This window comes from Ancylobacter sp. (genome assembly GCF_965229075.1).
Taxonomy (GTDB): domain Bacteria; phylum Pseudomonadota; class Alphaproteobacteria; order Rhizobiales; family Xanthobacteraceae; genus Ancylobacter.
The window spans coordinates 2,950,128-2,972,401 of record NZ_CBDDIO010000002.1 but is presented as its reverse complement, the minus strand read 5'-3'; the positions used below and the strand labels follow the sequence as shown (position 1 = coordinate 2,972,401).

At 66.7% G+C, this 22,274-nt stretch carries 19 protein-coding genes; 12 read left to right on the top strand and 7 right to left on the bottom strand.

Annotation, left to right across the window (positions count from 1 at the left end; genetic code table 11):
• Positions 1–456 precede the first annotated feature (456 nt).
• Positions 457–873: a DUF779 domain-containing protein gene (locus ACO07Z_RS20005; RefSeq protein ID WP_421700312.1), complete on the top strand. Its 417-nt coding sequence runs from the start codon at positions 457–459 to the stop codon at positions 871–873.
• Positions 874–987: 114 nt separating this feature from the next.
• On the opposite strand, the gene ACO07Z_RS20000 is transcribed toward ACO07Z_RS20005, so the two are convergent.
• Complete coding sequence (locus ACO07Z_RS20000; RefSeq protein ID WP_421700311.1) at positions 988–1,920, bottom strand: response regulator; 933 nt, start codon at positions 1,918–1,920, stop codon at positions 988–990.
• A complete protein-coding gene (locus tag ACO07Z_RS19995; RefSeq protein WP_421700310.1) occupies positions 1,910–5,299 on the bottom strand; it encodes an ATP-binding protein in 3,390 nt (1,129 codons plus the stop codon). Before ACO07Z_RS19995 ends, ACO07Z_RS20000 begins: the two co-directional genes overlap by 11 nt.
• Before the next feature lie 488 nt (positions 5,300–5,787).
• Here ACO07Z_RS19995 and urtA point away from each other — a divergent pair, with 488 nt between their 5' ends.
• The 7 genes from urtA to ACO07Z_RS19960 all read left to right on the top strand — a co-directional run bounded on the left by urtA (position 5,788) and on the right by ACO07Z_RS19960 (position 12,528).
• Positions 5,788–7,071, top strand: a complete 1,284-nt coding sequence (gene urtA, locus ACO07Z_RS19990) for an urea ABC transporter substrate-binding protein (RefSeq protein WP_421700309.1) — start codon at positions 5,788–5,790, stop codon at positions 7,069–7,071.
• A 100-nt stretch (positions 7,072–7,171) separates the two neighbouring features.
• Positions 7,172–8,098 (top strand): urea ABC transporter permease subunit UrtB, encoded by a 927-nt coding sequence (gene urtB / locus ACO07Z_RS19985; RefSeq protein WP_421700308.1) that lies wholly within the window; start codon positions 7,172–7,174, stop codon positions 8,096–8,098.
• A 10-nt stretch (positions 8,099–8,108) separates the two neighbouring features.
• Positions 8,109–9,281 carry an urea ABC transporter permease subunit UrtC gene (gene urtC, locus ACO07Z_RS19980; RefSeq protein ID WP_421700307.1) on the top strand — a complete coding sequence of 391 codons (1,173 nt, stop codon included), beginning with the start codon at positions 8,109–8,111 and terminating at the stop codon, positions 9,279–9,281.
• Between the two features lie 11 nt (positions 9,282–9,292).
• Positions 9,293–10,060: an urea ABC transporter ATP-binding protein UrtD gene (gene urtD, locus ACO07Z_RS19975; RefSeq protein ID WP_244375752.1), complete on the top strand. Its 768-nt coding sequence runs from the start codon at positions 9,293–9,295 to the stop codon at positions 10,058–10,060.
• Between the two features lie 12 nt (positions 10,061–10,072).
• The gene (gene urtE, locus ACO07Z_RS19970; RefSeq protein WP_421700306.1) at positions 10,073–10,762 is read left to right on the top strand and encodes an urea ABC transporter ATP-binding subunit UrtE; all 690 of its coding nucleotides are present in this window, start codon (positions 10,073–10,075) and stop codon (positions 10,760–10,762) included.
• Positions 10,763–10,834: 72 nt separating this feature from the next.
• A complete protein-coding gene (gene fmdA / locus ACO07Z_RS19965) occupies positions 10,835–12,064 on the top strand; it encodes a formamidase (protein ID WP_371346887.1) in 1,230 nt (409 codons plus the stop codon).
• A gap of 107 nt (positions 12,065–12,171) precedes the next feature.
• On the top strand, positions 12,172–12,528 hold the full coding sequence (locus ACO07Z_RS19960; protein WP_421700305.1) for an FmdB family zinc ribbon protein: 357 nt from the start codon (positions 12,172–12,174) through the stop codon (positions 12,526–12,528).
• Between the two features lie 137 nt (positions 12,529–12,665).
• Here ACO07Z_RS19960 and ggt read toward each other — a convergent pair whose 3' ends face one another.
• Positions 12,666–14,417: a gamma-glutamyltransferase gene (gene ggt, locus ACO07Z_RS19955; RefSeq protein ID WP_421700304.1), complete on the bottom strand. Its 1,752-nt coding sequence runs from the start codon at positions 14,415–14,417 to the stop codon at positions 12,666–12,668.
• Positions 14,418–14,772: 355 nt separating this feature from the next.
• Here ggt and ACO07Z_RS19950 point away from each other — a divergent pair, with 355 nt between their 5' ends.
• Together ACO07Z_RS19950 and ACO07Z_RS19945 are read left to right on the top strand one after the other, a co-directional pair.
• Positions 14,773–15,246, top strand: a complete 474-nt coding sequence (locus ACO07Z_RS19950; protein WP_421700303.1) for a YaiI/YqxD family protein — start codon at positions 14,773–14,775, stop codon at positions 15,244–15,246.
• A 24-nt stretch (positions 15,247–15,270) separates the two neighbouring features.
• A complete protein-coding gene (locus ACO07Z_RS19945) occupies positions 15,271–16,029 on the top strand; it encodes a 3-keto-5-aminohexanoate cleavage protein (RefSeq protein WP_421700302.1) in 759 nt (252 codons plus the stop codon).
• Positions 16,030–16,070: 41 nt separating this feature from the next.
• Here ACO07Z_RS19945 and ACO07Z_RS19940 read toward each other — a convergent pair whose 3' ends face one another.
• The 3 genes from ACO07Z_RS19940 to ppc all read right to left on the bottom strand — a co-directional run bounded on the left by ACO07Z_RS19940 (position 16,071) and on the right by ppc (position 19,867).
• Entirely contained in the window at positions 16,071–16,703 is a 633-nt protein-coding gene (locus tag ACO07Z_RS19940) for an FMN-binding negative transcriptional regulator (protein WP_421700301.1), read from the bottom strand.
• 72 nt (positions 16,704–16,775) lie between these two features.
• Entirely contained in the window at positions 16,776–17,069 is a 294-nt protein-coding gene (locus tag ACO07Z_RS19935; RefSeq protein ID WP_421700300.1) for a cupin domain-containing protein, read from the bottom strand.
• A gap of 5 nt (positions 17,070–17,074) precedes the next feature.
• Positions 17,075–19,867 (bottom strand): phosphoenolpyruvate carboxylase, encoded by a 2,793-nt coding sequence (gene ppc, locus ACO07Z_RS19930; RefSeq protein ID WP_421700299.1) that lies wholly within the window; start codon positions 19,865–19,867, stop codon positions 17,075–17,077.
• Between the two features lie 426 nt (positions 19,868–20,293).
• Here ppc and ACO07Z_RS19925 point away from each other — a divergent pair, with 426 nt between their 5' ends.
• Both ACO07Z_RS19925 and ACO07Z_RS19920 read left to right on the top strand, forming a co-directional pair.
• Positions 20,294–20,455, top strand: coding sequence for a hypothetical protein (locus ACO07Z_RS19925; RefSeq protein ID WP_307019887.1), 162 nt, complete (start codon positions 20,294–20,296; stop codon positions 20,453–20,455).
• Between the two features lie 267 nt (positions 20,456–20,722).
• On the top strand, positions 20,723–21,751 hold the full coding sequence (locus tag ACO07Z_RS19920) for a Tim44 domain-containing protein (protein ID WP_421700298.1): 1,029 nt from the start codon (positions 20,723–20,725) through the stop codon (positions 21,749–21,751).
• 60 nt (positions 21,752–21,811) lie between these two features.
• On the opposite strand, the gene ACO07Z_RS19915 is transcribed toward ACO07Z_RS19920, so the two are convergent.
• Positions 21,812–22,201 carry a DUF805 domain-containing protein gene (locus tag ACO07Z_RS19915; RefSeq protein ID WP_421700297.1) on the bottom strand — a complete coding sequence of 130 codons (390 nt, stop codon included), beginning with the start codon at positions 22,199–22,201 and terminating at the stop codon, positions 21,812–21,814.
• Positions 22,202–22,274: the final 73 nt, after the last annotated feature.

The window sequence follows — 22,274 nt, the reverse complement described above, 5'->3', positions numbered from 1 at the left end:
CCACCCAGGCTTAACGACCCGCAGGCAGCAGGCAGGGTCCCTGGACCAATCCCGGGGATGAGGAAGCGGGGGCGCCCCCCCCATCGTCCCCGGGTATGTCCCGGGGATCGGGGACCGCCATGGGGTGACGCGCCATGTCACTTCGCCCTCACTGCCAGGGGGACCGGCCTGCGTGCTTCGAGACGCGGCGCGGCCTGCCGCTCCTCAGCATGACGAGGATTTAGGGTGGCGCCGTCTCGGACTACCTCGTCATCCTGAGGTGCCCGGTCCCGCCGGGCCTCGAAGGACGCACCACCTCTCCGCTTCTCTCTTCGCATGGAAACGCGCCCCTCACGCCGTCCTCCGCCGAGCCGGCACCGCTTCACCGCTTTCTCCGGCGTTGACCCGGTCCTGCCGGCGCCCCACCTCTCACTCGGATGTTCAGTCCCCGGGATGAGGGACAGGAAGGGAGCCCCCATGGACACGCAGACCGCGCCGCCGCCCGCCACCGACGCCACCATCCCCCGCGTTCTCGCCACCGAGGCGGCGCTGGCGCTGATCGAAACCTTGAAGGCGCAGCATGGGCCGCTGCTGTTCCACCAGTCCGGCGGCTGCTGCGATGGGTCCTCCCCTATGTGCTACGCCCAGGGCGACTACATGCTCGCCGACCGCGACGTGCGGATGGGCGTCATCGGCGGCGCGCCCTTCTATATGAGCCCGTCGCAGTTCGAATATTGGCAGCACACCCAGCTCATCATCGACGTGGTGCCGGGGCGCGGCGGCATGTTCAGCCTGGAGAACGGGCGCGACGTGCGCTTCCTCACCCGCTCGCGGCTGTTCACCGATGACGAGCTGGACCGCCTCGCCCCGCTCGCCTACGGCCCGGACGCCTGAGCGCGGAGGGTCCACAGCAAGTCCCGCAAAAGTGCGTAGCGGTTTTTTGGGAGGACTTGCGTCTGATCAGGCAGTTAGAACCGTTCCGGTGAATGCGAAGTCACCGTAACGGTTCTAGCGCGGCGTCAGCGCCGTCACCGCCAGCGCGGTGGCCGCCGCCCGGTTCTCGACGCCGATCTTGGCGTAGATCTGTTCCAGATGCTTGTTCACCGTGCGCGGCGACAGGCCGAGAATCTCGCCGATATCCCGGTTGGCCTTGCCGCGCGCCAGCCACACCAGCACCTCCGCCTCGCGCAGCGTCAGATTGAGCTTGGATTTCAGCACCTGCTCCGGCGGAATGCCGGAATCCTCGACAATGCGCAGCAGCAGCTCCTCCGGCCCGATCTGCCCGACATAGGACAGCTTCAGCCGCCGCGGCGAACCTTCGACCGACACTTCCACCGCCGCCATCTCGCCGTCGGTGCCATCCCCGTTGCGCCCCTCCAGCCAGCGCCGCACCGGCTCCGGCAGGGTGAAGCTGTCGCCCGGCGCGGCGGCGCTGAGCGCGGTCAGCAGCGTGGTCGCCTGCGGCGTCGACCACAGGACGCGCCCGGCGCGATTGGCCGAGAGCAGATAGCGCCCGGCGGCATCGAGCGCGGCGCGGGCGCTGTGGGTCTGCCGCGCATTGGCGAGATGCACGCGGATGCGGGCGATCAGCTCGTCCGGCGCGATCGGTTTGGTCACATAATCCACCCCACCGGCCTCGAGCCCCTTCACGATCTGCTCTGTTTCCGACAGGCCGGTCATGAAGATCACCGGCACATGCGCCACCGCCTTGTTGCGCTTGAGCTGCCGGCAGGCCTCGAATCCATCCATCCCCGGCATGATCGCGTCCATCAGGATCACGTCGGGGGTGATGCGTTCGACCAGCGCCAGCGCGTTGGCGCCCTCGGTGGCGACCAGCACGGTGGTCCCCGCCGCCTCCAGCGCATCGGTGAGCAGGCTGAGTGTTTCCGGCGAATCGTCCACCACAAGGACGATGTCGCGGCGCTCCACGCTAGGCATCATTGGCGCGCATCGCCTCCAGGACGGACATGTATTGCTTGAGATCGAAGGTTTCCATCAGCTCGCGCATATGGGCGACGAAGGCCTTGCTGTCGGGCGAGGCGCTTTCGATCTCCCGCAGCTTGGCCTGGATGCCGCGCACATAGCCGATCTCCCCCAGCTTCATCAGATCGTCGAGATGCACCCCGGCCGGTGCCCGCAATTCGCCCGGCTTGGCGGCCTCGCCGGCGGCCAGCGCCGCGAGTTCGCCATCGCCCACCCATTCGAGGTCGAGCAGCGCCGCCATCTTTTCCAGCAGCGTGCGCAGATGCACCGGCTTGACCAGATGGTCGTCATGCTGGGCGAGGCCATCGCCATGGATTTCCCCGGCATTGGCCGAGATCATGATGATGCGCAGCCGGCCGAAGCCCTCGTCGCGCAGCTGCCGCACCACCTCCCAGCCATTCAGCCCCGGCATGGAGATGTCGAGCAGCAGCAGGTCCGGCTCCCATTCGCGCACCATGTCCAGCGCCTGCACCCCATCGGCGGCGGCGAGCACGGTGAAGCCAAGCGGCACCAGCAATTCATGCATGAGGTCGCGATGGGCAATGTCGTCATCGGCCACCAGCACGGTGCGGCGCGGGCCGGTATAGCCGGCGATATGGCGGTGCTGGATCGGGCCGAGGCGCGAGGGATTGGTCACCTCCGACAGCATCATCTTGACGCGGAAGACGCTGCCCTCCCCCGGCGCCGATTTGAGCGCGATCTCCCCTCCCATGATCTCGGTGAGCAGCTTGGTGATGGTGAGGCCGAGGCCGATGCCGGCGGTGGAATAGGTGCCCGCCCGCTCCCCGCGCTCGAACGGCTCGAAAATGCGCTTGTGGTCGGCGGCGGGAATGCCGATGCCGCTGTCCTCGATCTCGAACTCCGCCACCTGGTTGCGATAGGAAACGCGCAGCGCCACCCGGCCGCGATCGGTGAACTTGATGGCATTGGACAGCAGGTTGATGAGGATCTGCCGCAGCCGCTTCTCGTCGGTGAACACCACGGCCGGCAGGCGATCCGGCCGCACATAGACGAAATCGATGCCCTTGGCGGTGGCCTGCAGCCGGAACATGTCGACCAGCTGGTCGAGAAACTCGCCGATCCGCACCTCGTCGCGGGTGAGATAGAGCCGGCCCGCCTCGATCTTGGAAATGTCGAGCAGCCCGTCGATCAGGCCGGAGAGATGCTCGGCCGAGCGGCGCACCACGCGGATGGCGTCGCGCCGGTGCGGGGGAATGGCGACATCGCGCTCCAGCAGCTGGGCATAGCCGAGAATGGCGTTGAGCGGGGTGCGCAGCTCATGGCTGATGCCGACGACATAGCGGCTCTTGGCGAGATTGGCGGCCTCGGCGGCTTCCTTGGCCTTTTGCAGCTTGGCGTCGGTGCGCTTATGCGCCTCGATCTCGCGCATCAGCAACGCAGTCTGGCGGTTGCTCTCCTCCTGCGCCACCCGCCGGCTTTCCTGCGCCAGCACGAACAGCCAGGCGGCGACGCCGGCGATGATGAGCAGGATGAAGTAGAGCGTGAACAGCACATTGCCGACCGTCTCCGCCTGGTCCGGCGGGGCGAAGGTCGACTGGAAATAGATCACCCCCAATATGCCGCCGATGACGGTCGCCAGCAGTGCCATCACCCCGATATAGTGGCCGAGGCGCGAATTGAGCTGCGCCACCATCCAGCCCGGCAGCGTCGCCCGCAGCGCCGCCAGAATCTGGTCGGGAAAGCGCGCCTCCTCCTTGCAGCGATCGTTGCAGCGCGCATCGAGCGAGCAGCACAGCGAGCAGATCGGCCCGGCATAGACCGGGCAGTGCGCCATGTCCTCCGGCTCGAATTTGTGCTCACAGATGCAGCATTTGAGCGTGTGGCGCGCTTCCCAGTTCTTCGCCGTCCGCCGCGCGATGTAGTAGCGCCCGCCCGTGGCATAGGCGATGCCGGCGGCGGTGACGAAGGATACCACCAGAGCGAGGAACGGCGCGAAGGCCTTCAGCGTCGGGCCGAGAAAGCCGGCGAAGGCGATGACGCCCACCAGCGTGCCCGCCAGCAGCGCGCCGACGCCGACGGGGTTGATGTCGTAGAGATGCGCCCGCTTGAACTCGATGCCCGGCGGGCTCCAGCCCATCGGCTTGTTGACCACGAGATCCGCCACCAGCGCCGCCACCCAGGCCACCGCGACGATGGCATAGAGGCCGAGGATCTGCTCCAGCACCTTGTAGATGCCGAGTGCCATCAGCATCAGCGCGATGGTGACGTTGAACACCAGCCACACCACCCGGCCCGGATGGCTGTGGGTCAGGCGGGAGAAGAAGTTCGACCAGGCGATCGAGCCCGCATAGGAGTTCGTCACATTGATCTTCAGCTGGGCGAGGATGACGAACACCCCGGTGAAGGCCAGCGCCACCTCGGGCGAAAACACGGTTTTGAACGCCACCAGATACATCTGAGTGGGCTCGGCCGCATGCAGAAACGGGATGCCCTGCGTGACGGCGAAATAGGCCAGAAACGAACCGCCCAGCATCTTGATGCCGCCGGGGATGATCCAGCCCGGCCCCGCGCTCAGCAGCGCCACCCACCACAGCGCATTGCGCCGCGCCTCGGTGCGCCCCGGCGCGCGGCGCGGCAGAAAGCGCAGGAAATCGACCTGCTCGCCGATCTGCGCCACCAGCGCGAACACCACCGTGGTCGCCGTGCCGAACAGCACGAGATCGAAGGAACCGTCGGGATGGCCGAAGCGACCGGTATAGGCGGTCCAGCCGGCGAAAGGGTCGTTGTCGAGGGCGAGGATGAAGACGAAGGGAATGATGTTCAGCACCAGCCAGACCGGCTGGGTCCAGAGCTGGAACCGGCTGATGAAGGTGATGCCGTGCGTCACCAGCGGGATCACCACCAGGGCGCTGATAAAATAGCCCACCATCAGCGGGACGCCGAAGCACATTTCCAGCGCCAGCGCCATGATCGCCGCCTCGATGGCGAAGAACAGATAGGTGAAGGAGGCGTAGATCAGCGAGGTCAGCGTCGAGCCGATATAGCCAAAGCCCGCGCCGCGGGTCAGCAGGTCAATATCGACGCCGAACTTGGCGGCGTAATAGCTGATCGGCAGGCCGGCGGCGAAGATGACGACGCAGACGACGAGGATCGCCGCCACCGCATTGGGAAAGCCATAAGCCAAGGTGATGGCGCCGCCGATCGCCTCCAGCGCAAGGAACGACACCGCGCCGAGCGCGGTATTGGCAACCCGCAGCGCCGACCAGCGCCGCGCGCTCTTGGCCGTGAAGCGGAGCGCGTAATCTTCCAGCGTCTCGTTGACGACCCACTGATTGTAGCGACGCCGAACGCGAACGATCTTCTGCTCCGCCGCCATGGGGGTGTGCCTCGCCGTGCCAACGCCAGACATGCTTCCGTGCCCACCCTCCCCAGGGATTTTCTTGTTTGTTGCACCGCGACGGCGGCGGGCTGCCACCCGCACCGACGCCACCCCCAAGCATAAATCATTCCACACGCGGGAGAGGCCGAAGACAGATTATCGCAGCGATAGATCCTGCATTTGATTACCCCTACCTTCGTCATCATAGCATTAAATGCCCAATAATCAGGCTAGTTAGCGTCGGCTCCGTCCACTTTTCCTACACATACCTCGCGCGCGCGCGAAAAAATCTACTCGGCGCGAGGGAAAAACCTCCGCGCCGGAAACATGATCCCATTCTCGCCTTCACTGTGCGGGAAGCGCGGCTATTCCCCTATACGTCAATCGACGTATTGCTGCATCGCGACATCGACCGCCACGATCCGGCCAATGCAAGCACAAGAGAAGCTTGTTGAGGCCACGTCAAACCCGTGGAGGGGAATCGTATGTTTTCGAAGAATGATCCGTCGAACACGTTTTCAGCGACGCGGCGCAAGCTCTTGATGGGTATTGCCGCGCTCCCGGCCGTACCTGTTCTTGCGTCCACCGGCCTTTTTTCAACCCCGGCACAGGCCCAGGCCCCGGCGACATCGGCGGTGAACACCACCGGCCTCGCCGTGACCGACACGGAAGTCACCGTCGGCATCCTGCATTCCGTCACCGGCACCATGGCGATTTCCGAGACCGGCTCGGTGCAGGCGGAAAAGCTGGCGATCGAGCAGATCAACGCCATGGGCGGTGTGCTCGGCCGCAAGATCAAGTTCATCCAGGAAGACGGCGCCTCCGACTGGCCGACCTTCGCGGAGAAGGCCAAGAAGCTGCTGGTCAACGACAAGGTCGCGGCCATCATGGGCTGCTGGACCTCGGCCTCGCGCAAGGCGGTGCTGCCGGTGGTCGAGCAGTATAACGGCATGCTCTACTACCCGACCTTCTACGAAGGTCTGGAGCAGTCCAAGAACGTCATCTACACCGGCCAGGAGGCCACGCAGCAGATTCTCGCCGGCCTCGACTGGGTGCAGAAGACCAAGGGCGGCAAGACCTTCTACCTCATCGGCTCGGACTATATCTGGCCGCGCACCTCGATGAAGATCGCCCGCAAGCACATCGAAGGGCATCTCAAGGACTCCTCGGTCGTCGGCGAGGAATACTTCCCGCTCGGCCACACCCAGTTCAACTCGGTCATCAACAAGATCAAGCTGAAGAAGCCGGACGTGATCTACGCCGCCGTCGTCGGCGGTTCCAACGTCGCCTTCTACAAGCAGCTCAAGGCCGCCGGTATCGACCTCAACAAGCAGACGCTGCTGACCATCTCCGTCACCGAGGACGAGATCGACGGCATCGGCGGCGAGAACTTCGCCGGCGCCTATAGCTGCATGAAGTACTTCCAGTCGCTCGACAACCCGAACAACAAGGACTTCGTCGCCGCCTTCAAGAAGATGTGGGGCGAGAAGACCGTGATCGGCGACGTGACGCAGGCCGCCTATCTCGGCCCGTGGCTGTGGAAATTCACCGTCGAGAAGGCCGGCTCCTTCGACATCGACAAGATCGCCGAGGCCTCGGCCGGCATCGAGTTCACCAAGGCGCCGGAAGGCTATGTGAAGATTCACCCGAACCATCACCTCTGGTCGAAGACCCGCGTCGGCCTCGCCCAGCCGGACGGCCAGTTCAAGGTGGTGTTCGAGACCCCGGACTTGATCGAGCCCGATCCGTTCCCCAAGGGCTACCAGTGATCGGCTGACGCTCCCACCCGGAGAGGGCCATGCGCCCTCTCCGGGACTTCATGCCGTTGATGCCAAGAGCGCGCTCGCGCGCCCGCCGGGGGATTCCTGAATGTTCGCTGACTATTCGCTGGCCGAGCTTGGCTCGATTTTCGTGATGCAGGGCTTTGCCGGCCTCATCCTGTTCTCGGTCTTCGTGCTCATGGCGCTCGGCCTCGCCATCATCTTCGGCCAGATGGGCGTCATCAACATGGCGCATGGCGAGTTCATGATTCTCGGCGCCTATGTCACCTATTTCACCTCGCAATTCTTCCTGAATTATCTGCCCGGCCTGTTCGGCGCCTACTTCTTTCTCGCCATGGTGCTCGCCTTCCTCGCCGCCGGCGCGCTCGGCATGGCGGTGGAATGGCTGATGATCCGGCGATTGTACAAGCGCCCGCTCGACACACTGCTCGCCACCTGGGGCCTCAGCCTCATTCTCCAGCAGGTCTACCGCTCCGTGTTCGGCCCGCGCGAAGTGGGCGTGGAGTTGCCGAACTGGATGATGGGCTCGATCTCGCTCACCGACTCGATCGAAGTGCAGATCAACGGCCTGTTCGTCATGGGCCTCACCATCGCCATCACCGTGGCCGTCGCCCTGCTGATGTACAAGTCGGCCTGGGGCAAGCAGGTGCGCGCCGTGGTGCAGAACCGCGTCATGGCCGGCGCCGTCGGCATCAATACCGAGAAGATCGACCGCTACACCTTCGGCCTCGGCTGCGGCATCGCCGGCGTGGCCGGCTCGGCCTTCACCATGATCGGCTCGACCGGCCCGACCTCCGGCCAGCTCTACATCGTCGACACCTTCCTGGTCGTCGTCTTCGGCGGCGCGCAGAGCCTGCTCGGCACCATCGCCTCCGCATTCACCATCTCGCAGGCCCAGTCGACCATGGAGTTCTTCCTCTCCGGTTCGATGGCCAAGGTCCTCACGCTGCTCGGCGTGGTCATCATCCTGATGCTGCGGCCGCAGGGCCTGTTCGTCATCAAGGTCCGTCGCTGAGGAGGCGCATATGAGCAAGTCATCCGGCCGCACCTTCTTCCTGCGCCCGCAGGACATGATCGGGATCGCGATCCTGGCCTTCATCCTCCTCGTCGTGCTTCCGCTGGCGCTGGACAATTTCCGCCTGCAATTCGTCGGCAAATACCTCACCTACGCCTTCGTCGCGCTCGGCCTGGTGCTGTGCTGGGGCTATGCCGGCATCCTCTCGCTCGGCCAGGGCGTGTTCTTCGGTCTCGGCGGCTACTGCATGGCCATGTTCCTCAAGCTGGAAGCCTCCAGCGTGGAGAACACCAAGATCCAGACCACGCCCGGCATTCCGGACTTCATGGACTGGAACCAGATCACTGCCCTGCCCTGGTTCTGGGAGCCCTTCAAGAGCTTCACTTTTTCCACCGTCGCCGTCGTGCTGGTGCCGGCCTTCTTCGCCCTCATCCTCGGCTTCGCCCTGTTCAAGCGGCGTGTGGGCGGCGTGTATTTCGCCATCATCACCCAGGCGCTCGCCGCGATCATGACCATCCTGATCATCGGCCAGCAGGGCTATACCGGCGGCATCAACGGCATCACCGATCTGCGCACCCTGCACGGCTGGGACATCCGCACCGACAGCGCCAAGACGATCCTGTATTTCGTCTGCGTCGGCCTGCTGCTCGCCTGCATCCTGCTGGCCTTCTACGTGAAATCGTCCAAGCTCGGCCGCATCCTCGTCGCCATGCGCGACAAGGAGGACCGCGTCCGCTTCTCCGGCTACGACGTCGCCAGCTTCAAGATCTTCGTCTTCTGCCTGGCGGCGGCGCTGTCGGGCATTGGCGGGGCCATGTTCGCGCTGCAGGTCGGGTTCATGTCGCCGTCCTTCGTCGGCATCGTGCCGTCGATCGAGATGGTGATCTACACCGCGGTGGGCGGGCGCCTGTCCATCCTCGGCGCCATCTACGGCACGCTGCTGGTGAACTGGGCCAAGACCTCGTTCTCCGAGAGCTTCCCGGAACTCTGGCTGTTCGGCCTCGGCGGCCTGTTCATCGCCGTCGTGCTGATCTTCCCGAACGGCATTGCCGGCCTCTGGCAGAGCTACATCGCCCCGCGCCTCGGTCCGCTCTTCGGCGGCGCGACCCGCCGGACGCCCCCCGCCGCGACGCCGCCCGCCGCACCGTCCCCCGGGACGGCCGCCCCCGCCGCCGCCGAATAGGAGCCGGAGCCATGAACAGCCAAGTCATCACCGACTCCATGAACAAGGACTTCGTCCTGGCGGTGGAAGGCCTCACCGTTTCGTTCGACGGGTTCAAGGCGGTCAACGACCTGTCCTTCTATGTCGACGAGAACGAGATCCGCGTCATCATCGGCCCCAATGGCGCCGGCAAGACCACGGTGCTCGACCTCATCTGCGGCCGCACCAAGGCCACCACGGGCTCGATCCGGTTCAAAGAGCGCGAGCTGACCCGGATGAAGGAGCACGAGATCGTCCGCGCCGGGGTCGGGCGCAAGTTCCAGAACCCGTCGATCTATGAAGACCTCACCGTCTTCGAGAACCTGGAAATCTCCTACCCCAAGGGCCGCTCGGTACCGGGCGCGCTGACCTTCCGCCGCGACCGGGCAGTGAAGGAGCGGGTGCAGGAAGTGGCTGAGACCATCTTCCTCGCCGACCAGCTCGACCAGCGCGCCGAATATCTCTCGCACGGCCAGAAGCAGTGGCTGGAGATCGGCATGCTGCTGATCCAGGACCCGGAACTCCTGATGCTCGACGAGCCGGTGGCCGGCATGAGCGTCTCCGAGCGCAAGAAGACCGCCGAACTGCTCAACACCATCATCAAGAACCGCTCGGTGATCGTGATCGAGCACGACATGAAGTTCGTCGAGGACATCGCCCACAAGGTGACGGTGCTGCACCAGGGCAAGATTCTCTCGGAAGGCTCCATGGCCAAGGTCCAGGCGGACCCGAAGGTCATCGAAGTCTATCTCGGCCATTGAGAGGGGCGGATCATGCTGAACGTATCCAGGCTGCACGTCTCCTATGGCGAGAGCGAGGTTCTGCACGGCCTCAACTTCACCGTGGCGCCGAACGAGATCATCGCCATCATGGGCCGCAACGGCATGGGCAAGACCACGCTCATGAAGTCGCTCATGGGCATCGTGCCGACCAAGAGCGGCGCGGTGAGCGTCGGCGACACCGACATCACCCGGCTGAAGAGCTATGAGCGCGTCAAGAACGGCGTCGCCTATGTGCCGCAGGGCCGCATGATCTTCTCCACCATGACGGTGCAGGAGAACATCGAGACCGGCCTCATCCCGCGCGGCGAAAGCAAGGTGCCGCCCGACATCTACGAGCTGTTCCCGGTGCTCCTCGAAATGAAGGGCCGGCGCGGCGGCAACCTCTCCGGCGGCCAGCAGCAGCAGCTCGCCATCGCCCGCGCGCTCGCCACGGCACCGAAGGTGCTGCTGCTCGACGAGCCGACCGAGGGCATCCAGCCCTCCATCATCCGCGACATGGCCCGCACGCTGAAGCGCATCCGCGACGAGCGCGGCCTGTCCATCGTGGTGTCGGAGCAGGTGCTGTCCTTCGCCCTCGACATCGCCGACCGCGTGCTGGTGATCGAGAACGGCGAGATCGTCCACGAGGACAGGCGCGCCGATGTGGACGAGGCCAAGGTCGCCCGATTCCTGTCGGTCTGAGCCCCGCCGGACCGCTCCACCCGCCTTTACCGCTTGCCCAAGATCCCAGCTTGTCCACGGGGAGTGAGACGCATGACCGAGACGCTTATCAAAGTCGATCTGAACCAGTCGGCCTACGACAACGACATGGTTCACAACCGCTGGCACCCGGACATTCCGATGGTGGCCTGGGTGAAGCCGGGCGACGATTTCATCGTCGAGACCTATGACTGGACCGGCGGCTTCATCAAGAACAACGATTCCGCCGACGATGTGCGCGACATCGACCTGTCGATCGTGCACTTCCTCTCCGGCCCCATCGGCGTGAAGGGCGCCGAGCCGGGCGACCTCCTGGTGGTCGACCTGCTCGACATCGGCGCCATGCCGGACAGCCAGTGGGGCTTCAACGGCTTCTTTTCCAAGAAGAACGGCGGCGGCTTCCTCACCGACCATTTCCCGCTGGCGCAGAAGTCGATCTGGGACTTCAAGGGCATGTACACCTCCTCGCGCCATGTGCCGGGGGTGAACTTCGCCGGGTTGATCCATCCCGGCCTGATCGGCTGCCTGCCCGACCCGAAGCTGCTGGAGACCTGGAACACCCGCGAGCAGGCGCTGATCGACACCAACCCGACCCGCGTGCCCGCGCTCGCCGTGCCGCCCTTCGCCGCCACCGCCCATATGGGCCGGCTGACCGGCGACGCGCGTGACGCCGCCGCCGCCACCGGCGCGCGCACCGTGCCGCCGCGCGAGCATGGCGGCAATTGCGACATCAAGGACCTGTCGCGCGGCTCCAAGATCTACTTCCCCGTCTATGTCGAAGGCGGCGGCCTCTCCATGGGCGACCTGCACTTCTCGCAGGGCGACGGCGAGATCACCTTCTGCGGCGCCATCGAAATGGCCGGCTGGGTGCATCTCAAGGTCGAGGTGCTGAAGGGCGGCATGGCGAAGTACGGGATCAAGAACCCGATCTTCAAGCCCTCGCCGGTGACGCCGAACTACAAGGACTATCTGATCTTCGAGGGCATCTCGGTCGACGAAGCCGGCGGCCAGCACTATCTCGATGTGCACATCGCCTATCGCCAGGCCTGCCTCAACGCCATCGAGTATCTCAAGAAGTTCGGCTATTCCGGCGCACAGGCCTATTCCATCCTCGGCACCGCGCCGGTGCAGGGGCACATCTCCGGCGTGGTCGATATTCCGAATGCCTGCGCCACGCTGTGGCTGCCGACCGAGATCTTCGACTTCGACATCAACCCCACCGCGGCCGGACCGACGAAATTCCTCGACGGCTCCATCGATATGCCGCTGTCACCGGACCTTTGACCCCCTCTTACGTCCGGTGCATGCGGGGCGACGCAACGCGTCGCCCCGCTCCCTCTCAGGAAACGCCCAAGGGGTCGCGCTCAAGACCCGTACACAGGGACACGCCGATGCCCGTCTATGAATATGAATGCGACAGCTGCGGCGATTTCACCGCGATGCGGCCGATGAGCGAGTATCAGGCCCCGCAGCCCTGCCCGGATTGCGGCGCGATGGCCCCGCGCGTGATGCTCACCGCCCCGCATTTCTCCGGCATGTCGCGTGAGAGCCTCACCGCCCATGCCACCAATGAGCGCGCCAGCCACGCGCCGATGACCACGGGCGAATATGCGGCGAAGAAACACCCGTCGAGCTGTTCCTGCTGCTCGGGCGGCATGAAGAGCCGCTCGAAGAAATCCAAGACCGCCACCGCCGCGTCAGGCGCCAAGAGCTTCCCCTCCGCCCGGCCGTGGATGATCAGCCATTGAGGCCCTGAGCGCCCCTGCCGGACCGCAATCATCCCGGACGCGCCAAAGGCGCGATCCGGGATCACGCGGACATTGGCGAGCGATCCCGGTGCTCGCTGCGCTTGGCCGGGATGACGGCAGGATCAGACCCGCTCCCCTCACTCCCCGATCGCCACGCCCTCGCGGCGGGGGTCGGCGGCGCCGAGCAGCCCTTCAGGAGTGATCGCCACCGCCTGCACGCCTGAGGTCATCGTCCCGGTCTTCACGCTGAAGCCGAGAGCGGCGAGGCCGGGCGCCAGCGCCTCCGCCGCCGTTCCCGCCTCGATCTCCACCGCGTCGAAGCGCGCCAGCACGTTCGGCGCGGCGATGGCGTCGGGCAGGCTCATGCCCCAGTCGAGATGGGCGATCAGCGTCTTGGCGACATAGCCGATGATCTGGCTGCCGCCGGGCGAGCCCAGCGCCAGCACCGGGCGCCCCTCCTTCAGCACGATGGTCGGCGTCATCGAGGAGCGCGGCCGCTTGCCCGGCTCCACCCGGTTGGCCACCGGCACACCGTCCTTGTGCGAGCGGAAGGAGAAGTCGGTCAGCTCATTATTGAGCAGGAAGCCGCCCACCATCAGCCGCGACCCGAACCCCGCCTCGATGGTCGAGGTCATGCAGACGATGTTGCCCTGCGCGTCGACAATGGTGATCTGGGTGGTGGAGGGCAGTTCCGGCGCCAACCCGTCCGCCCGCTCCGGCGCCACCGAGGCGTGGTCCCAGGTCGGATTGCCCGGTGCGACCTCGGGCAGCGCGTCGTCGCCGGCCAGCAGCTTGGCCCGCTGGGCGAGATAATCGCGCGCCAGCAGCCCCTTGGTCGGCATCGGCACATAGTCGCTGTCGGCCATGTAGCGTTCGCGGTCGGCGAAGGCGAGGCGCGAGGCATCGGCGATGAGCCGCCACGCCTCGGGCGAGGTCGGGCCGAGCGCCTTCAGATCATAGGGCTCCAGCAGTCCAAGAATCTGGCCTAGGGTGAGTGCGCCGGACCCTGGCGGGCCCATGCCGCAGACCTCCAGGCCGCGATAGGCGCCGCACACGGGCGCGCGCTCCTTCACCCGGTAATCGGCGAGGTCTTCCTCGTCCAGCAGGCCGGGATTGGCCGCGCCGCGCACCGACGCGACAATCGCCGTTGCCAGCGCGCCGTCATAGAACGCCGCCGCGCCGCTGTTGCGCAGCAGGCGCAGCGTCTGCGCATAGGCCGGGTTCTTCAGCAGCGTGCCCGCCGTCAGCGGCACACCGGCGGCATCGAGGAAGTAGGCCTTTGCCGCGGGATCGCGCGCGAGCGTGTCGACATCGCCGGCGATCAGCCCGGCGAGGCGGGGCGAGACGGAAAAGCCGTTCTCCGCCCGCTCCAGCGCCGGAGCGAACAGCGCCTCCCAGCCGAGCTGGCCATAGCGGCGATGCACCGTCTCCAACAGCGCGGGCGTGCCCGGCGTGCCGACCGAGCGCCCGCCGACCACCGCTTCCATGAAGGCGAGCGGCTGGCCCTGCGCGTTCTGGAACAGGGTCGGCGTCGCCGCGCGCGGGGCGTTCTCGCGCCCGTCAAAGGTGGTGAGCGTGCCGGTCGCGGCGTCCCAATAGACCAGGAAGCCGCCACCGCCGAGGCCGGAGGATTGCGGCTCGACAAGGCCGAGCATCAGTTGAACCGCGACCATGGCGTCAACGGCGTTGCCGCCCGCGCGCAGCATCTGCGCGCCGGCCTCCGCCGCCAGAGGGTTGGCGGCCGTCACCATCCAGCGCGTGCCGGTGGCGGATTTGGGCGCGGCCGCGAGCGCACCCGCCGCCTCCGGCGCCCGCACGTCGGAAGCCTGCTGCGCCTGTAGCGGGCTGATCGCCAGCACCAGCGCGATAAGCCCTTGCCACAGCTTCATGTGAGCACCCTCCCCGTCTGCCGTGCACTCAAGATTGCGCGCCGTAACGCGATGTGAACAGCCGATTCCTGCCCCGCACTGCAACAAGCGCGTGACCTTTCCACGAATCGGTCTAAGCTTCAGTTGTCGTCAACAATCGAAAGGAGGTGATCCAGTGTCTGATCGTCTTGATCCGCGGTCGTCGGTATCCGTGACCTGGACGCTTGCCTCTTCTGAGGTTCGTTCCGCGTGATGCGATACGTCGCGCTGCCCTTCTAGGCAGTTACCGGACCGAACCGCGGTCTGACATGGGAAGGGCTGCCCTCGCGGGCAGCCCTTCTTTCTTGTATTCCCGCACCGCACCGCAAGGACTACTTTGCCGAAGCCGATCCTCATCTATATCGACGCCGATGCCTGCCCGGTGAAGGACGAGACCTATCGCGTCGCCGCCCGCCACCGGCTGAAGGTGTTTCTGGTCGCCAATTCGTGGATCGCCATCCCGCGCGACGCCGAGGTCGAGCGCGTCATCGTCGCCGCCGGGCCGGATGTCGCCGATGACTGGATCGTCGAGCGGGTGGAAGAAGGCGATCTCGTCATCACCGCCGACGTGCCGCTCGCCGCCCGGGTGGTCGCCAAGGGCGCGGAAGCCATCGGCCCGACGGGGAAACCCTTCACCGCCGCCTCCATCGGCATGCAGCTCGCCACCCGCAATCTGATGGCGGACCTGCGCGAAGCCGGCGAGATCACACGCGGGCCCCGCCCCTTCTCCCCGCGCGACCGCTCGGAATTTTTGCAATCGCTGGAACGCGCCATCCAACGTTTGAAACGAAAGGGCTTTGTGGCGGGTTGAAGGGCAGGAAACCAGGAGACGCCGATGCTGCAGGCCTGCCTCAACGGAGGGCGCGACCGCGCCTTCCATGCCTATACGCCGCTCACCCCCGCCGAGCTTGCGGCGGACGCCGCCGCCGTGGTCGCCGCCGGGGCGAGTGAACTGCACCTGCACCCGCGCGACGCTTCCGGCGCCGAGACGCTGGACCCCGCCCTCGTCGCCGCCGCGCTTGAGGCCATCCGGGCCCGCGTGCCGGATGTGCCCATCGGCCTGTCCACCCATGCCGGCATCGCCCCCGGCGGCGCGGGTCGGCTGAAGGCGGTGAACGCCTGGCAGGTGAAGCCGGACTATGTGTCGGTCAACCTCATCGAGGACGACGCGCCGGAGATGATCGCGCTCGCGCTGTCGCGCGGCATCGGCGTCGAGGCGGGGCTGTGGTCGGTGGCGGATACCGAGCGCTACATCGCGCTGCCCGAGGCGAAGAAATGCCTGCGCATTCTCATCGAGATCAACGAGCAGGATGTTGAGGAGGGGCTTGCCGTCGCCGCCGCCATCCGCAAGCTTCTGGCGCGGGCGAGCCTCGACGTGCCGGTGCTGCAGCACGGCTATGACGCCACCGTCTGGCCGCTCTATCAGGATGCGCTGATGCGCGGGCTCGACGGGCGCATCGGGCTGGAAGACGGCAAGCACCTGCCCGATGGCAGCGAGGCGGCGGACAATGCGGCGCTGATCAAGGCCGCCTTCCGCCTCGCCCGCGTGCCGCCGAACCTGCCGCCGGAAGCGGTGCCGCCGCTAGCGGGCTGAGAACATTCCCGCCGCCGAGATGCCTCAGCCGCCGACATACCTCAGCCACGCCGCGTCGGGATCATGTCCGCCACGCGCCGCTCGTCCGGGCGCTCGCTGCCGGCGAGCCCGGCCGCCACGCCGGCGCGGTCGGCCTCGGAGCGGTTCTGGCTCATCTTGCGCTTGCCCTCGATGCGGGAAATCGGCAGCCGCACCCCGACAATGCCGCGAAGCTGCGCGGCGACAAAGGCCTCCGGCGCGTCGCTCACCGCCCAGGGCTCGGCGCGCGGCTGCTCATACAGCGCGGTGAGCCGCGTCACCGCCTCCAGCAGTCGCGCGGGATCGTCGAAGAACTCGGGCACGCCATAGGCGTGCACCGCCTCGTAATTCCAGGTCGGCACGACTTTGCCGTGCTCGGCCTTGGCCGCGTACCAGCTGGGCGTGATGTAGGCGTCGAGCCCGGAAAAAAGCACCAGCGCCTCGCCGATCGGCGCCGCCTTCCATTGGCCATTGGCCCGGGCGAGATGGCCATAGAGCACGCCGTGCTCGCCCTCCCCCGCGTCGAGAAACAGCGGCAGCGGCGTCGCCATCAGCCCCTCGGCGGTGGCGGTAACCAGCGTCGCCAGCCGCGCCTCGCGCATGATGCTGTGCAGGACCGTGGGGTCGTCTTCGCGGAAGGCGGGCGGCGTATACATGGCGGACCCCGGCAGGGATAGCGGCTGCCGGCACTCTACAACCGGCCCGCCCCGCAGCCTATTTCATCGCGCCTATTTCATCTCCACTTCGACGAAGCTCATCGGCGCTTCGCCGGCATTGCGCACATCGTGGCGGATGCCGGCGGGGCGCGAATAGGCGGCCCCAGCCGCCATGGCGATTTGCGTCACCACCCCGTCAACATCGATTTCCATCAGCCCGTCGGTGACGAACACGATGGCATAGTCCATCGCGTGCTCGTGCCAGCCTGTGGTGGCGCCCGGCGCGAAATCCCAGCGGGTGATGCGCACGCGCGCATCGTCCGCCAGCTGGGTCGCGACGGCCGGAATGGTGCAGGCGAAGGCCATGAGGTCTATCCCGAGTTCCGCAGCCCGGCGGAGATGCCGTTAATGGTGAGCTGGATGCCTTGCAGCACCTTCTCGTCGGTATCGCTGGCGCGGTATTTGCGCAAGAGACCGACCTGCACATGGTTCAGCGGGTCGATATAGGGGAAGCGGGCGCGGATCGAGCGTTCCAGCAGCGGGTTGGAGCCGAGCAGGGCCGGCTGCTGCGAGATCGCCAGCAGCGCGTCGATGGCGCCCTGGTGCTCGGTGCGGATGCGGCCGAAAATGCTCTCGCGCAGTTCCGCATCCTCCACCAGCGCCGCGTAGCGCGAGGCGATGGCGATGGAGCTCTTCGACAGCACCATGTCCATGTTGGACAGCTGGGTGCGGAAGAACGGCCATTCCCGGTACATCTCCTGCAGCAGCGGCAGGCCGTCCGGGTGCGCGTCCAGCCACTGGCGCACCGCCGTGCCGAAGCCGTACCAGCCCGGCAGCATCAGCCGGCACTGCGCCCAGGAGAACACCCAGGGAATGGCGCGCAGATCCTCGATCCGCCGCGTCTTCTTGCGCGAGGCCGGACGCGAGCCGATGTTCAGGGTCGCGATCTCGTTGATGACGGTGGATTCCCAGAAATAATCCTCGAAGCGCGGGGTCTCGTAAACCAGCGCCCGATAGGCGGCGAAGGCGGCGTCGGAAAGCGCTTCCATCACGGTGAGATATTCCTCGCGCGGCGCCATGGCGTCGCCGGAGAGCAGCGTCGCCTCCATCGTCGCCGCCGCGAGGATTTCGAGATTGCCGCGCCCCACCGCCGGATTCGAGTACTTCGACGAGATGATCTCGCCCTGTTCGGTGATGCGGATCTGCCCCTGCACCGCCCCGCCCGGCTGGGCGAGGATGGCGTCGTAGCTCGGCCCGCCGCCGCGCCCGACCGAGCCGCCGCGCCCATGGAACAGGCGCAGCCGCACCCCATGGCGCTTGAATACCTCGATCAGCTCGATCTCGGCCTTGTAGAGCTCCCAGCCGGAGGTGAGGAAGCCGCCATCCTTGTTGCTGTCGGAATAGCCGAGCATCACCTCCTGCACGCCGCCGCGGCTGTCCACCAGCTTGCGGTATTCCGGCAGGCGGAACATCTGCTCCATCACCTTGGCGGCGTTGCGCAGATCGCCGATGGTCTCGAACAGCGGCACGATATGCACTGCCGAGGCGCCGGCAGGCTCGACCAGGCCGACCTCCTTCAGCAGCAGCGCCAGCTCCAGCATGTCGGAGACGCTCTCCGCCTTGGAGATGATGCAGGTCTGGATCGCCTCCGGCCCGTAAATCGCGTGGATGCGCGCGCAGGTGCGCAGCATGGCGAGTTCGCCCACCGTCTCGTCGGAATAGGCGGCGAAGGGCGAGGTCAGCGGGCGCGCCGTGGTCAATTCGCGCAGCAGCAGCGCGACGCGGGTGCCCTCCGGCAGCGCCTTGTAGTTCGTGCCGGGCGCGGCGACTTCGAACAGTTCGGCGACGCAGCGCTCATGCACATCGGAGTTCTGCCGGGAATCGAGCACCGCAAGGTGGAAGCCGAACGCATCCACCGCCCGCCGCAGCGCCCGCAGCTTGCCGCCGGCGATGGCGCCCGACTTATGCGCCTTGAGCGAGGCGTCGATGATGTCGAGATCGGCGCGCAACTCCGCCGCCGAACCATAGGGCCGGGCCGCCGGCATCTGGGTAATGCCCAAGAGATCGGCAACTTCCAGCCGGAACGCGGTGGCGCGCAGGCGCGAGGCGATGGCGGTCACCGCGAGGCGGTAGGGCTCGTTGCGCCGGTGCGGCGAGAGATCGGGCGACGCGTCGACCAGTGCCAGCAGGTCGCTCGACACGCTCACCCGGATGGTGCTGATGGAAAGTTCGGCGCCGAGGCTGTCCAGCTCTTCCAGATAGAAGCGCACCGCCTGGGCGGACTGCATACGCATCGTCTCGCGCGTCACCTCGGCGGTGACGAAGGGATTGCCGTCGCGGTCGCCGCCGATCCAGCTGCCCATGCGCAGGAAGGAGGCAATTTCGGGCGCCTCCCCGGTGCGCCCCTCCATCGCCGCCAGCCGGTCCTCCAGCGCGGCATAGAGCGTCGGCAGCTGACGCAGGAAGGTATAGTCGTAATAGGAAAGCCCGTTCGCCACCTCGTCCAGCACGGTCAGCTTGGTGCGGCGCAGCAGGTTGGTCTGCCACAGCATCAGCACGCGCCGGCGCAGTTCCGCCGCCGCCATCTCCTGCTCTTCCGGCGTCGGGTCGCGGCGGGCGCGGTCGGCGAGCAGCTCCGCCACCTTCATCTCATGCGTCAGGGTAGAGCGGCGGCGCACCTCGGTCGGGTGGGCGGTCAGCACGGGGCTCGCCAGCGCGGTGGTGAAGAAGGCGCGCAGATCGTCGGTGGAAATGCCGGCCTCGCGCGCCCGCTCCAGCGCCCGTGCCACCGTGGCGGGGCCGGCCGCGCTGCCATTGGCCGCCGCCGCGCGCATGCGGCGGATGACGTTCTGGTCTTCGGCGATGTTGGCGAGATGCGAGAAATAGGAGAAGGCGCGGACGATGGAGATGGTCTGGTCCGGGCCGAGATCGCTCAGGATCGCTTCCAGCTCATGCCTTGCGCCCTCATCCTCCTCGCGGTGAAAGCGGGTGGAGACGCGGCGGATATGCTCGACCAGCTCATAGATCGCCTCGCCCTCCTGGTCGCGCAGCGTGTCACCCAGCACGCGGCCGAGCATACGGATGTCTTCGCGCAGCGACAGGTCGAGTTCGCCATCGGCTTCAGGCTCGGCATCGGAAAGGGCGATGGTCAGGGCAACGGACATGGCGATACTCCTTAAGGCGTAGACAACTTAGCAATTAGCATGCCGTCGATGACACCCGTGCGGGCGCGCTTATCCCCGGCAAGGCGGGGCGCAGCGCGGCGGCAGACCGTCACGGGCGGGATCGCGTTACCTGCGGCTGCCGGGGCGCACGGGAAGGTGAGGCCTGCGGGCCACACACCCACAGGTTTCTCAGCCTCGCCCCAGAGCCGCCGCGATTGTGAACGAATCCCCCGCCAGGATGAACGCCATGCTCAGGAAAGCTTCATGGTTGAGGGTTCATAAAGAGCACATGAAGCGCCGACCTGCGGCGGTGCTTTTCGAAACAACCGGCCAAAAGCCGTGTTGACCCGACAAGGCCGGCCGCGAGGCCGGGTTTAATTCACAGCGTAACGCGTATCAGGAAGGACGACGACAATGCCCCCCGTCATGAACCGCAACGAGGTTCAGGCTCCCCTCGCTTCCCCCCAATCCAAGGCTTCCTACACCGGCGCCGTCTCGCCGCTGCGTCCGGCCGACGCGCGCGAGAAGAAGGCCGTGAACGTGCCCGTGGGTTCGATCGCCGCGATCGAATCGCAGCTCGGCTTCTGACGCCGCGCTTCTTGCGGACCCCGCCACGCGCGACGCCGTCCCCGGCGCCGCGCTTCGATCCCGGATGAGCCCCTGCCCCTCGGCCGTGGCGCCTCATCACAGGATTGTGTGTCGCCCGCAAAGCGCGGTTTTGCGCTGGCTCGCTCCGCCCCGACGGCCCTTCGCGGCAGCGGCGCAGCTCCAAGGGACTGGATTCCGGGCGGCCTCTTCCCATATGGGTGACGTTGCGGCAACTCCGCACCAAACCCTTCGAGAGAGGCCAAGCCCTTGCTTTTCCCGCGTTCGCGTCCCTTCGCCCTGCGCCTGATGATCGGCGCGCTGTTTGTCGCCGCCGGCGTTCTGGTGGCCACCGACTTCGCCGAGGCCCGCGCCGGCCGCAGCGGCAGCTTCGGCAGCCGTGGCACGCGCAGCTATTCGACGCCCGCCCCCACCCCGACCGCGCCCACCGCCCAGCCGCTGCAGCGTTCCGCCGCGCCGCAGAACCAGGCCGCGACCGCGGCCCGCGCTCCCGGCGCGCAGCCGGGTGGCTTCATGCGTGGCGGCTTCATGGGCGGGCTGATGGGCGGCCTGCTCGGCGCCGGCCTTTTCGGCCTGCTGATGGGCTCGGGCTTCTTCTCCGGCCTTGGCAGCCTCTCCGGCATTCTCGGCCTGCTGCTGCAGGTGGCGCTCATCTTCATCGTCGTCCGGCTGGTCATGGGCTGGCTGCGCTCGCGCAACCAGCCTTCCTATGCCGGCGGCGCGCGGCCCGACCCGATGAACCGCGAGGCCATGAACCGTGACGCCATGAACCGTGACGCCATGAATGGCGGCGGTCAGGCGCCGCAGCCCGGCGCCATGGGCGGCCGCACGGCCGCGCCGCGCGCCGGCTTCGGCACCGCGCCGCGTGGCAAGCCGCTCAAGCTGGAAGGCACGGACTTCGACACGTTCGAGCGCACCCTCACCGAGGTGCAGGTCGCCTATAGCCGCGCCGACAAGACCGCCCTGTCCACGCTGCTGACGCCGGAAATGGCGGGCTATATGGGCGAGGAGCTGGACGAGCTGGCGCGTGACGGGCTGGAGAACCGCGTCACCGACGTGAAGCTGCTGCAGGGCGACCTGTCGGAAGCCTGGTCGGAAGGCGACACCGAATACGCCACCGTCGCCATGCGCTACGAGCTGAAGGACGTGACCCTCGACAAGGCCACCGGCCGCGTCGTGCAGGGCGATCCGGACCGGCTGGAACAGGCGGTGGAATTCTGGACCTTCGCCCGTCCGCCGCGCGGCCAATGGAAGCTGAGCGCCATCCAGCAGGGCTGAACGGCGTCACATCCGAAACGAGCGAAAGGGCGGCCCGCGAGCCGCCCTTTTTCATGCGCGTCAGAAGTCCAGCGGATCGGGCCCGAAACGGTTCGGCCCGCGCGTGCCGCGCACCATGAACCAGAAAAACACGACGATGGCGCCGATGCCGGTGAGCACCAGCAGCAGCCACCAGCCGGAGCGGTCCATGTCGTGAAAGCGCCGGACGCTGACCGCGATGGACGGGATCAGCAGGGCGAGCGTCGCCAGCGTGGTCAGCGGGGTGAAGGCGTCGATCTCGCCGACGGTCAGCAGTGAGAGCGCCCCGAACAAGGCAGTGTCGAGCACGCCGGTGGCGATGTTGACGAGAATCTGGAAAACGACGAACCACCAATATTCCGAGCGCGGCGCGCGCCCGGAAAAAGTGGCGTACTTGCCGAGAACGCTGGAAATCGCCTGCGTGAAACTCATGTCTTCCCCCGTGCCCCATGAGCGGTGCGGGGTATTGTTGGCATGAAAGCGGCGGAACGCCATCCCCCGCACC